11 protein-coding genes are annotated in these 10,892 nt (G+C 63.5%); 6 read left to right on the forward strand and 5 right to left on the reverse strand.

The window, feature by feature from the left end; genetic code table 11:
• The 3 genes from NKJ08_RS36770 to NKJ08_RS36780 all read left to right on the forward strand — a co-directional run.
• The coding region (locus NKJ08_RS36770) for an ABC transporter permease (protein WP_352786123.1) at positions 1 to 616 on the forward strand (616 nt) is incomplete at its 5' end.
• Positions 613 to 1,377, forward strand: a complete 765-nt coding sequence (locus NKJ08_RS36775) for an ATP-binding cassette domain-containing protein (RefSeq protein WP_352524724.1) — start codon at positions 613 to 615, stop codon at positions 1,375 to 1,377. The genes NKJ08_RS36770 and NKJ08_RS36775, both read left to right, overlap by 4 nt.
• Positions 1,378 to 1,433: 56 nt before the next feature.
• A complete protein-coding gene (locus tag NKJ08_RS36780; protein ID WP_352524723.1) occupies positions 1,434 to 2,525 on the forward strand; it encodes a Gfo/Idh/MocA family protein in 1,092 nt (363 codons plus the stop codon).
• Positions 2,526 to 2,608: 83 nt separating this feature from the next.
• Here NKJ08_RS36780 and NKJ08_RS36785 read toward each other — a convergent pair whose 3' ends face one another.
• From NKJ08_RS36785 to NKJ08_RS36800, 4 genes are all read right to left on the reverse strand, one after another.
• A complete protein-coding gene (locus NKJ08_RS36785; RefSeq protein ID WP_352776938.1) occupies positions 2,609 to 3,364 on the reverse strand; it encodes an ATP-binding cassette domain-containing protein in 756 nt (251 codons plus the stop codon).
• Positions 3,357 to 4,418 (reverse strand): ABC transporter permease subunit, encoded by a 1,062-nt coding sequence (locus tag NKJ08_RS36790; RefSeq protein WP_352524719.1) that lies wholly within the window; start codon positions 4,416 to 4,418, stop codon positions 3,357 to 3,359. The genes NKJ08_RS36785 and NKJ08_RS36790 overlap by 8 nt, the downstream gene beginning before the upstream one ends.
• A gap of 120 nt (positions 4,419 to 4,538) precedes the next feature.
• Positions 4,539 to 5,516 (reverse strand): ABC transporter substrate-binding protein, encoded by a 978-nt coding sequence (locus NKJ08_RS36795; protein ID WP_352457851.1) that lies wholly within the window; start codon positions 5,514 to 5,516, stop codon positions 4,539 to 4,541.
• A gap of 498 nt (positions 5,517 to 6,014) precedes the next feature.
• Positions 6,015 to 6,920, reverse strand: a complete 906-nt coding sequence (locus NKJ08_RS36800; RefSeq protein WP_352524718.1) for a sugar-binding transcriptional regulator — start codon at positions 6,918 to 6,920, stop codon at positions 6,015 to 6,017.
• Between the two features lie 284 nt (positions 6,921 to 7,204).
• On the opposite strand from NKJ08_RS36800, the gene NKJ08_RS36805 reads away from it, so the two are divergent.
• The gene (locus NKJ08_RS36805; RefSeq protein WP_352524716.1) at positions 7,205 to 8,110 is read left to right on the forward strand and encodes a tagatose-bisphosphate aldolase; all 906 of its coding nucleotides are present in this window, start codon (positions 7,205 to 7,207) and stop codon (positions 8,108 to 8,110) included.
• Positions 8,111 to 8,146: 36 nt separating this feature from the next.
• Complete coding sequence (locus NKJ08_RS36810; protein ID WP_352524714.1) at positions 8,147 to 9,622, forward strand: ROK family protein; 1,476 nt, start codon at positions 8,147 to 8,149, stop codon at positions 9,620 to 9,622.
• A gap of 352 nt (positions 9,623 to 9,974) precedes the next feature.
• Here the strand turns inward: NKJ08_RS36810 and NKJ08_RS36815 are convergent, their stop codons facing one another.
• Positions 9,975 to 10,130 (reverse strand): YjiS-like domain-containing protein, encoded by a 156-nt coding sequence (locus NKJ08_RS36815; RefSeq protein ID WP_352524713.1) that lies wholly within the window; start codon positions 10,128 to 10,130, stop codon positions 9,975 to 9,977.
• On the opposite strand from NKJ08_RS36815, the gene NKJ08_RS36820 reads away from it, so the two are divergent.
• On the forward strand, positions 10,129 to 10,892 hold a 764-nt coding region (locus tag NKJ08_RS36820), incomplete at its 3' end, for a LysR family transcriptional regulator (protein WP_352786126.1). The two genes, NKJ08_RS36815 and NKJ08_RS36820, sit on opposite strands and share 2 nt — an antisense overlap.

Genomic DNA, 10,892 nt, shown 5'->3' on the forward strand with positions numbered 1-10,892 from the left:
CCTCACGGGCGGGCCCACCCCCGCGGGGCTTTTCCCCTATTGCTGGGGCACCCGGGGAAGGCTTGGGGCCACCCCCGCCCTTGGCCTTACCCTGGGGGGGGGCGCGCCGAGTAGGGGCGGCGCGCCCTTCCTACTGCGGCTGGCCTCCGGCTCCTTCGGGCCGTTCGGTTATCCCGTCTGGGTGGCAATCGCCGCTGTGCTCGTGGCACATATTGCGCTCTACCACACCCGCTTCGGCGTGCATCTGCTGGCGACCGGTGGCCAGACCGAAAGTGCCCGCTCGCTCGGGATCCGGACCAACCGGGTCAAGATCGCCGCCTACACGATTTCCGGATTCTGCGCCGGCATCGCCGCGCTGCTTCTGGTGGCGCGCATCGGCTCGGCCGAGCCGCTGATCAACACCAGCCTGCTGCTCAATTCGGTTGCGGCGGTGGTTCTGGGCGGCGTCAGCCTGTTCGGCGGGCGCGCCAGCATTCTCGGCCCGGCAATCGGTGCGCTGATGCTCACTGCCCTCGTCAACGGGCTGACGCTGCTTAGCGTTTCGGCCTTCTACCAACCGCTCGCCGTGGGTGCCATCGTGGTGCTGGCGGCCCTGATCATGCGGTATCAGAAATGAGCGCCGTCCATCACATCCCGTCGACCGACGCGATCCTTGCCTGCGAAGGATTGAGCAAGCATTTCGGCGGCATCCGCGCCTTCACCGATGTCGCCTTCCAGGCTCGTCGCGGCGAGGTCACCGCTGTCATCGGCGACAATGGCGCCGGCAAGTCGACGCTGATCCGCTGCCTGGTCGGCGTCCATGTACCGGATGGCGGCGAGATCTTCTTCGACGGCCGGCCGCACCCGTTCGCCAATCCCGACGATGCGCGCAAGGCCGGCATAGAAACGGTTCACCAGAACCTGGCGCTGATCGACGAACTCACCGTCGCGCAGAACCTTTTCCTCAACCGCGAGATCGTGCGCCGGATCGGACCCTTCGCCTTGCTCGACCGCAAGGCCATGAAGCAGCAGGCTCGCGCCATGCTCTCGCGCCTGTCGATCAACATGCCCTCGGTCACCCAGCGCGTGCGGCGGCTGTCGGGTGGACAGCGGCAGGCGATCTCGATCTGCCGTGCTGCCGGCTCCGGCGCCAAGCTGGTGGTGATGGACGAACCGACCGCGGCCCTTGGCGTGCAGGAAACCGCCAATGTCGAAGCCCTGATCCGGCGCCTGCGCGAACAGGCTGTCAGCGTCATCCTGGTCAGCCACAATTTCGATCAGGTGCGGCGTCTGTCCGACCAGATCTGGGTGATGCGGGCCGGACGGATGGTGGCCACGGTGCGGGCCTCGGAGACCACGGGCAACGAGCTCGTCGCGCTCGTCACCGGCGCGGCGTGACGGCGGGGACACTAACCAGCCAGGGACGACATGATTAAGATCAAAGGGAGTTTGCAGTGGCAGTAATCCGTGTCGGACTTGTGGGTCTAGGAGAGGTTGCGCAGTCGATCCATCTGCCGGTGCTGAGCGATCAGCGCGACCGCTGGCTGATATCCGGCGTTTATGACGTTTCGGCGAGCCTGATGGCGCTGTGCCGGTCCGAATATCCGACCGCCGCTGCCTTCGATTCCGCCGAGGCACTGATCAATTCACCTGACATCGACGCGGTTTTCATCCTCTCGTCCGATGAAACCCACAGCCGCTTCGTGCGTGCCGCCATCGAGGCGAACAAGCATGTGTTGCTGGAAAAGCCGGCCTGCCTGACGGTGCGCGAGATCGACGAGCTGCTGGCGCTGACGCCGAACTACGCCAAGACGATCTTCGTCGGTTACATGAGGCGCTATGCTCCGGCCTATCTGGCGGCGATTGAGGAACTGCCCGACTTCGCTGACATCACCCATGTCCGCATCTTCGACCTGATCTCCGACGGCCGGCATTTCCTGAAAAAGAGCCAGAATGTCCTCTATCCCCAGGACATCGAGCCGGACTTGCTGGCGCGCGGCGCCAGGGAACGCGAAGCGCTGATCCGTGAAGTGGTGGGTATTGATGCCCCCGCCGATCTGGTGCGGGCCTATCGGGGCCTGACGGCGCTCTCCTCGCACCACATTTCGGCGATGCGGGGACTGCTCGGCGAACCGGCTCGCGTGCTGGCGGCGCACCGCACTAATGGCGGCGCCAATACCAGCGTGACATTCGACTACGGACATTTCGCCGCCTGCTACGACGCGGTGGTCGACGATCTCGGCCTGTTCGACGCCATGATCGAGGTGCGCTCGAACACCAAGCGGGTCCGCATCATCTACGCCACGCCCTATATCCGCAGCCTGCCGACGCGGCTGGAAGTGACGGAAGCCGGCGTCGGCGGTCCTGTGACGAGGACATACGGGCCGCTCTATGGCGATGCCTTCTCCAATGAGCTCGAAAGCTTCCATCGCCACATCATGGACGGCACCAAACCTCTGACCGATCTCGCGGACTCTCGTCGCGACTTGGTGCTGATGGCGGAGATCATTGATCGCATGAAACAGACTACGGGGATTATGCGCTGAAGCTGCCCTTTCATTGAGGGTAGATCCGACGAGGAGATTGCATTGGCTCCCGGCTGGCGGGTCTACGCTTTCCGGCTCGCGGTCTATCCGCCAACCATCAGCTTGACGACTTCGTCATGGTTGGTTTCCGATATCTTGCGCTCGCCGGCCTGGACGCCGCGCCGCAGCACGATGATGCGGTCGGACACGGCGAAAATATCCAGCAAATTGTGCGAGATGAAGACTACGCCCCTGCCTTGGGCCTTGAGTTGGTGGATGAGCGAAATGACCTTGCGCTGTTCGGGCACGCCGAGGGCCGCGGTCGGTTCGTCCATGATCAGGATCTGTGCGTCCCAATAGACGGCCCGGCCGATGGCAACAGCCTGCCGTTGACCGCCGGAGAAATTGCTGACCGGGGCATCGAGCCGGCTCACATGGAAATCCAACCGTCCCATGGTCTTCTTGGCGGCGACGGCCATGGCCTTGCGATCGAGCACCGGCAAGAAGCCGAAGGCCTTGCGCATGGGTTCACGGCCGAGGAAGATATTGGCGCCAATGGACAAATTGTCGGCGAGAGCGAGATCCTGATAGATTGTTTCGATGCCTTTTTCGCGCGCCTCATGCGGCGTCGCAAATGTCACCGGCTGACCCCTCAGCAGAATTTCACCGCCCGTCGGCTGAAAGACGCCCGATATCGCCTTGATCAGCGTGGTCTTGCCGGCGCCGTTGTCGCCCGCCAGGGCCACCACTTCGCCCGGCCGCACGACCATGGAGAAATCGTTGAGCGCCCGGACGGCGCCGAAGTGCTTGGAAAGATTCCGGACTTCCAGGAGGGGGGTGGTCTGGCCTGGGCTATTCATCCTGACGGGCTCCACTGAACCGGCGCTGCGCCTGGTCGATGAGAACGGAAATGATGATGACGACGCCGACGGCGATGAACTGCCAGAACGGCTCGACATTGACGAAAACCAGCCCGTACTGAATGACCGCGATCACCAGCGCACCGGCGACCGTCCCGAAGATCGTGCCAGATCCACCGAACAGGCTGGCGCCGCCGATCACGACGGCTGCGACGCTGTCGAGCAGCAACGGCTCGCCGGCCTGGGCCGCGCCCGCGGTGAAGCGCGCTGCATAGAGAGCGCCACCGAGGCCTGCGCACATCGCCGAAAGCACATAGAGGCGCAGGATATGGCCTCTGATGTCGATGCCGGCACGACGAGCCGCCTGCACATTGGCGCCGATGGCGTAGTTATGCTGGCCGAACCGGGTCTGGCTCAGGATGTAGTGCATCGCGACGACGAAAACGGCTGCAATGATGACGAGATAAGGCACACCGTAGAACCTGCCGTTGCCGAGCAGCGCGAACCAGGAATTCTGGACCGGCACCGTCGTGCCGCCGGCGAGCAGGAAAGCAGCGCCGCGCGCCACGCCAAACATGCCAAGCGTGCCGATGAAGGGCGGAATTCTGAGGCGCGAGATCAGCAAGCCGTTGATCATGCCAGGGACTCCCGCGACGATCACGGCCGCCAGAATGCCCACCATCATGGCCAGAGGCACCGGCATGGCGGCGCCAGCCAGATTCGTGGCATGGGCCGCGACAACAGCAGCAAGGCCCATGATGAAGCCCAGCGAGAGGTCGATGCCTCCCGAAATGATGACGAATGTCTGTCCGGTCGCAAGCAGCAACGGCGCCACGGCAAATATCGCAATGGATTGCACGTTGAACGGATTGAGCACGAAGGTCGCGCCGAAGGAGACTCTCGACCAAACCTCGAAACAGATGATCAGGCCGGCGAGAAACAGCCAGGCGCGCCCTTCGGCGATGCGTCCGAGCCAGGTCCTGGCCGGATCACCATGGTCGGCCTGAGGGGCGACATGGGTTTCGCTCTGCTCGGTTGGTGATGTTGAAGTCATTGACACATCCGATCCGCAGCGCGGCCTCCGTCAACAGGGTCCTAGAGACCCGGCGCAGGTCTCCTCCCGGCAAGCCGGAAGGAGACCAAGCTGGTTGGAATCATTCGGAATAGAGATACCTCATTCGGAATAGAGGTACTTCGAGATATTCGGGTCCGCGATGTTTGACTTGTCCATGATCGTAAAGCCGGTGCCGATCGCAACCGGGATTGACTGGCCGGTCAGGTGGGCATAGGCCGAAACGACACCAAAATAGCCGATCTCGGCCGGATGCTGGGCAATCGCAACGTCCACCAAGCCGGTGTTGATGTTGTCGACGATGCTGACCGGTGCGTCGAACGCGACGACCTTGATGGTGCCGCTTTGCCCTGCCTGCTTGACGCCGTTCGCCGCGCCGATCGCCGAGAACAGATTTGCACCGAACACACCAACGAGATCGGAGTTGCGCGCGAACGTCGCTTGGAGCTGCGAGGCAGCCTTGTTGGCGTCGTCGTCGTTGAACTGCGTCTCGAGCACGGTGATGTCCGGATGCTTCGCCATCTCCTTCTTGAAGCCCTCTTCACGCTGATCGGTGGTCGAAATGCCGGGCTTGACGTTCGAAACATAGACCTTGCCCTTGCCGCCTATGGCCTTGACCAATGCCCGCGCGGCGATCTCACCGCCCAGAATGTTGTCAGAAGCAATATAGGACAGCGGGAAATCCGCCTCACCGGCACCGGTCTGGTAGACGCCGCTGCCGATGAAAGTGTCGACGGTGATCACCGGGATGCCGGCATCATTGGCCTTGCGGAGCGGCTCGACCAATTGAACCTTGTCGGTTGGCGCGATCAGGATCGCGTCCGGCTTCTTGGCGATGACCGCGTCAAGCACGGGGACTTGCGTTACCGGATTGAAATCCGAAGCGCCCTGGAACACCAGGGTCACGCCAAGGGCATCGGCCGCCGCCTGGGCGCCTTTGCGCATGGTGATGTAGAAGCCGTCGGTGGTAAGGCCCGGAACGAGAGCAATGGTGAACTTCTTGTCCTGCGCCAAAGCGGGCGTGATCAGCGCCGTTGCGCAGATGGCGAGGGCCGCCAGGGCGGCAACAATCTTCTTCATAACATCCTCCTCATAATGTTGGCAGATTTGCCGTTGCGATTGATATCGGAAATGGCCGTCAATCTGTTCAGGCTAGGAATCGTAAATGCGCTGACGGCTGGGAAACGGGTTTCGCCTGCTTGCTGTTAACGGGCAGCTCCTCCCAGGCGCCCAGTCATTAGATCAGCCAGTCGAAACCGACCAGCTCTGATGCCCGCAGTCCCGTTTCCTCGCATCCGCAAGGTCCAGAGAACTGCGCCGCTAGGCGCATGCGCCCCTAGCTGCAAGGTTGTAACACTTTGCTGAAAGAAATTGCAACCGGGTACTTCCCTGGCCGGAACGCTTTTCAAACCGGACAACATCTGTCTGCTCCGCAGGGCCCCGCACGGCAGACTATTGCCCCCAAGTCCCTGACGAGACAACAGGTGATTTCGGGGCGCCAGGGTCACGGACCGCGTGGCGTCGATCGGTTCAGGATTGATCAGGCGCGCCGATGTCGCGCATCATGGTGTCCGCCTTCTATCGAGGCACGAGAGCCACGAGGATGGCTTGCGCCGTTTTCGTGTCCGTTATCAGGGCATTGATGAGTCTCGCGCGGACGGCACCGATGATGGCCGTCGCCTTCTCCGGCGAGGCGGCAACGCCGATGACCAAGGGGACGGTTCGAAGCTGGGCCGGCGACATTGCGATCATCCGGCCCTCCCCTTCCCATGGGATAAGGGTGCCTTCGGCGTCGAAGTAATGGCGGATGACGTCTCCAGCCGCATGAAACAGGGCCTGTTCGCTCAGTGTGGCCGCGCTCGCCTCGGGCGGATTGATGGCATGGGGCAGGCCGATGCCGACGATCGCAACGTCGGTCCGGTCCCAAAGCGCGACGCTGTCGCGGATGGCCGCATCGCCAAGGAAGACCTCACGCAATTCGGTGGACGGCAGATAGGGCGCATGGATGAAATGCGGCGTCCCGCCGAACTCTTCGGCGGCCAGCCGTACAAACTCGTTGATCTGGAAATGCGCCGCCTGCTGCTGCATGCCGCCGGTGGCAGCGACGGTAAGGACCCCGGGAATGCGCGGCAGGCCTGCCCGGATCACCTCGCGGATGGCTCGCCCCCAGCCGACGGCAACCACCGAGCCGGCCGTCAGTTCCGCTTGCTTGAGCAAGGCGCCGAGCGGTGCGGCGAGCGCCGTCAGCGCTCCGGCTGCCGGCGTTTCGACGACCGCGGCGTCGCGCAGCCCCAACCCGTCAATCAACTGCCTGGTGATGTCTTCGGGCGTCACAAGATCGAGAACCTCGATCCGCACGATGCCCTCTGCTCTCGCCCGCTGCAGCAAACGCGATATGGTGGCGGTGGAGACACCGAGCCGGCGCGCGATGTCGACCTGCGACATCTCCGCCTCGTAGTGCATTTTGGCGACCGTATGCAGCATCGTCCGCGATGCGGCCGCATCTTGTGCGGGAGGGACAGACAGCTTACAATTCCTTTCAGCAATGTGTTACAGACCCATCAAACCGATGGGAGTTATCGCGCAAATCCGGCAGACTCGCAACTTGGGTTCGTTTCCACCGAACGTTGCTGCCAAGCCAGATTTCTCGGTTCGATAGGCGCATCAAAGCGGCAAACCTTCCTGCCGGCAGGCAGGTAAAAACTGAACATTTCTTGTTCCACGGATCTGCGCCCTGGTGAATGGGCGCCAACATCGGACAAAAGACCATGACAAAGATGACGACGGCGGAGTTACGCGGCTATCAGCAGATATGCGGCAAGGACGGGGCCATGATGGCCATCGCCTGTGACCAGCGCGGCGGCATGCGGACCTTGCTGGCGTCGGACCCTGCCGAACAGGCCAAAATCACCAACGACATGCTCGGCGACACCAAGGCGGACATCACGCGATACCTCGCCAGTCAGGCATCCTGCGTGCTGCTCGACCCGCTCTGCGCGGTGCCGCGGGTTGTCGATGAAGGGGTGCTGAACCGGGATACGGCTCTGCTCATCGGCCTCGATGCCTCGGGCTTCGACGTCTCGCCCGCCGGCTACCGCCTGTCGCGCCTCGTTCCCGACATCGACGCGCGCCGCGTCCGCGAACTCGGTGGCACCGGCGGCAAGATCATGGTCTATCTCAGGGCCGACAGACCGGAGGCGAACGAGTATAACGTCGCCATTCTGCGCCAGTGCATCGCCGACTTCGGGCAAGAGGACCTGCTGCTCGTCGTCGAATTCCTGACCTATCAACTCGAAGGCGAAAGCCTTGAAGACTATACGGCCAAGATCCCCTGGCTTGTCGAAGAGGGCACTCGGATTTCGCTGGAATGCGGGGCAAAGGTGCTCAAGCTTCCTTATCCCGGAACGCCGGAAGCCTGCGCCAGGATCAGCAGCATGGCCGGCGAGGTGCCATGGGCGGTCCTCTCCGCCGGCGTCAACCACGCAACGTTCCTGGGCCAGGTCGAGATCGCGATGAAGAACGGCGCGTCAGGCGTCATCGCCGGCCGGTCGCTGTGGAAGGACTGCATCTCGCTGGACCGTGACATTCAGCGGGAAAGGCTTAAGACCATCGCAGTGTCGAGATTGCACGAGCTTCAGGCCGTGATCGGAAACTACCGGCAGAAAGCCGCTTAGTCATTCGCCGTTCACACCGGGCACACACGGGACGTCATGCCTCATAGTTCGATGGCCATCGGGATCGATATCGGCGGCACCAATCTGCGCGCCGCCCGCATTTCCGGCACAGGCGAAATCCTTGACCGCATGTCCGAAAAGAGCGCGCCGGACCCGGCGCTCATGCTCTCCCGGATCGCCGAGATGGTGCGCCGGCTCGATTCTCCGGAGGTTGCCGCCATCGGCATCGGCGTCCCGGGACGCGTCGATGCGCGGCGTCGCGCCGTCTTGTCCGGAGGCTATGTCAACCTCGCCTCGGTCTCCCCGGCGCAACGGCTGGAAAACCTGGCGGGCAAGCCCGTCGTGATCGACAATGATTGCAACATGGCACTGGTCGCCGAGATGGCTCGAGGCGCCGCCATGGGTCACGAAAACATCCTCATGTTCACCATCGGGACCGGCATTGGTGGTGCCGTGGCTCAAGACCGGCAGATCGTCCGCGGCAAGGGGACGGCGGGGCAGCTCGGCCATATCACTGTCGACATATCAGGCGAAGCCTGCGTCTGCGGCCGGCGCGGCTGCGTTGAAACCACCAGCTCCGGTACAGCACTTGGCCGTCACATCGCACGCGCAGGCCTCGGTCCGGATATCTCGGTCGATCAGCTTTTCGCGCGGGATGCGAGCGGCGACACGCCGGTGCGCGGGATACTGGAAGCCTGGGCCAGACCGTTGCGTGCGGCAATCGATACAGCGGTGGCGATGTTCGCCCCCGATCTGGTGCTGCTCGGCGGCGGACTTGGCCAGGCGGCCCATCAGGCGCTTACCAAGGCTCCGGCCTTGGCTCCCTGGTACCAATGCCCGGTTGAACCGGCGCAACTCGGCGACGACGCCGGCGTCATCGGCGCCGGTCTGCAAGCGCTGGCAGGGCAGGCGGCAGTTACGGCCTCGCCGGTGACCTCGCCATCCGCTGGACTCAACCCGGGCCGGCGTGCCGTGCCCGGCCAGCGCGCCGTGCTGGTCAACGGCATCCCCGCCAGCGGCAAAAGCACGGTCTCGCGCGGTATCGCCGACCGGATGGGATGGCCGTTGCTTACGCTCGATACCATCAAGAACCCGTTCCTCGAAGCGCTCGGCGGCGGTGATCGTGAATTCAACCGCTCGCTCGGTCGCGCCAGTTATGAAGCCATCTGGTCGGTGGTCGGCGAAGCTCCGGCGGGCACAACAGTTGTCGTCGATGCCTGGTTCGGCTTCCAGCCGCGCCAGGTGCTCGAGGATCACCTGCGAAGGGCTGGCGTCGAGCGGACCGCCGAAATCTGGTGTCATGCACCCGGCGAGGTTCTTGCCGAGCGCTATCGCGCACGGCTCGACCAGCGTCCCGCTGGCCACCCCGGAGCGGCCTATGTCCCCGAGCTGATCGAGCTGGCCAAGCGCGCCGAGCCGCTGCGGCGTGGACCGCTCTTTGACGTCGACACGACGAAACCAATCGCTTTCGATGCCATCACGCAATGGCTGCGGGCGACGATTGACACATAGGCAGGCGAAGCTTGCGCGCCTGAAATGATGATCTCCAGATCCGCGCGCGACTTGTCCGCGACATGATTCATTCGTGCTCTTGATTCAAAGGTATGACCTGAGGAGTGCTTTGTAACGATGCGACCGAGGATCAGCTCGGCATTGCCGGCGCCATAGGCGGCAGCCGCCCGCCCGCCGATGTCACAGGCCATCGCCGGCGCGGCTTGCGACCTGATGTCGTCGACCTCGCCATAGATGGTAGCCGTGTCACGCCAGCGCGCGCCGCCGCCCGCCGCCCAGGTGCCGATCCCCGATGCGCGGTACCGAGCGGCCATCCCAAAGCTCCATCATCTGCATGCCCGCCTCCATTATCTCAACGACGCAGGCTGGCGTGGCGGGCACGCTCGCGGATCTCTTCGCGAGAAATGCCGGCATCCGCCAGTGTGCTGTCCGGGACCTGCCTCAAGCTCGCAAGCGTTTGGCGATAGGCAAGCCAGCGGGCGAAACGGCGTCGAAGTTCATACAACATGATCGTCTCCTTTGGCGCGCAGAATGCCCGCGCGCTTGGGTTGGTCGAAAGCGCAAAGCATCTGCGCGAAGCGCATGCGCGATCGAAAGGATTGCGCTGGCTTCTTGGCCAGCCGAGGCGCTTGTCGCTGTCCCGCCAAGCAGGATTGTCCAACGCCTCCAATGCCTGCACACTTGCGCATGATACCCGCTTCGCGCTACAGCCACGGTCGCAAGGAGTTTTTCATTTCTGCAAAATGGATATCGGCTGGGACGATCTGAGGTTGTTTCTCGACGTTGCGCGGCTGGGTGGCTTGAGCGCAGCGACGGGAACCACGCGCCGCAGCGCAGCCACCCTTGGACGACGCGTCACCGCGCTCGAAAAGCAGATCGGCGAACCGCTGTTCGTGCGTCAGCAAACCGGCTACCGGCTGACCCCGGTCGGTGAAGAACTGCTGCGGCGCGCCGAGGACGTCGAGGCAGCAATGCAGTCGCTGACCCGCTGGCGCGAAGGAAACCTGCCCGACCGCATTGTCCGCGTCTCGGCCGGGCCATGGACCTCGGCCTTCGTTGCCGCCCATATCGGCGAGATCTGGACGGTCGATGACGGCATAAGGGTGGAGCTCGTCACCACCACCGACTGGGTCGACATTGGTCGCCGTGCCGCCGACATCGGCATCCGCAGCGAGCGCCCGACCGAGCAGTGGCTGGCCGGCCGTCAGAGCGGCAAGGTCGCCCACGCCATTTATTCCGGACGCCACCTGATCAACGGCATCGCCGCCGG

Source organism: Mesorhizobium sp. M0244 (genome assembly GCF_040321795.1).
Classification (GTDB): domain Bacteria; phylum Pseudomonadota; class Alphaproteobacteria; order Rhizobiales; family Rhizobiaceae; genus Mesorhizobium.

Bases quoted from the DNA above. Each gene is read 5' to 3' on its own strand.
- NKJ08_RS36775 (WP_352524724.1), top strand. From the start codon at position 613: ATGAGCGCCGTCCATCACATCCCGTCGACCGACGCGATCCTTGCCTGC.
- NKJ08_RS36785 (WP_352776938.1), bottom strand. From the start codon at position 3,364: ATGAATAGCCCAGGCCAGACCACCCCCCTCCTGGAAGTCCGGAATCTT.
- NKJ08_RS36790 (WP_352524719.1), bottom strand. From the start codon at position 4,418: ATGACTTCAACATCACCAACCGAGCAGAGCGAAACCCATGTCGCCCCT.
- NKJ08_RS36795 (WP_352457851.1), bottom strand. From the start codon at position 5,516: ATGAAGAAGATTGTTGCCGCCCTGGCGGCCCTCGCCATCTGCGCAACG.
- NKJ08_RS36800 (WP_352524718.1), bottom strand. From the start codon at position 6,920: ATGCTGCATACGGTCGCCAAAATGCACTACGAGGCGGAGATGTCGCAG.
- NKJ08_RS36805 (WP_352524716.1), top strand. From the start codon at position 7,205: ATGACAAAGATGACGACGGCGGAGTTACGCGGCTATCAGCAGATATGC.
- NKJ08_RS36810 (WP_352524714.1), top strand. From the start codon at position 8,147: ATGCCTCATAGTTCGATGGCCATCGGGATCGATATCGGCGGCACCAAT.
- NKJ08_RS36815 (WP_352524713.1), bottom strand. From the start codon at position 10,130: ATGTTGTATGAACTTCGACGCCGTTTCGCCCGCTGGCTTGCCTATCGC.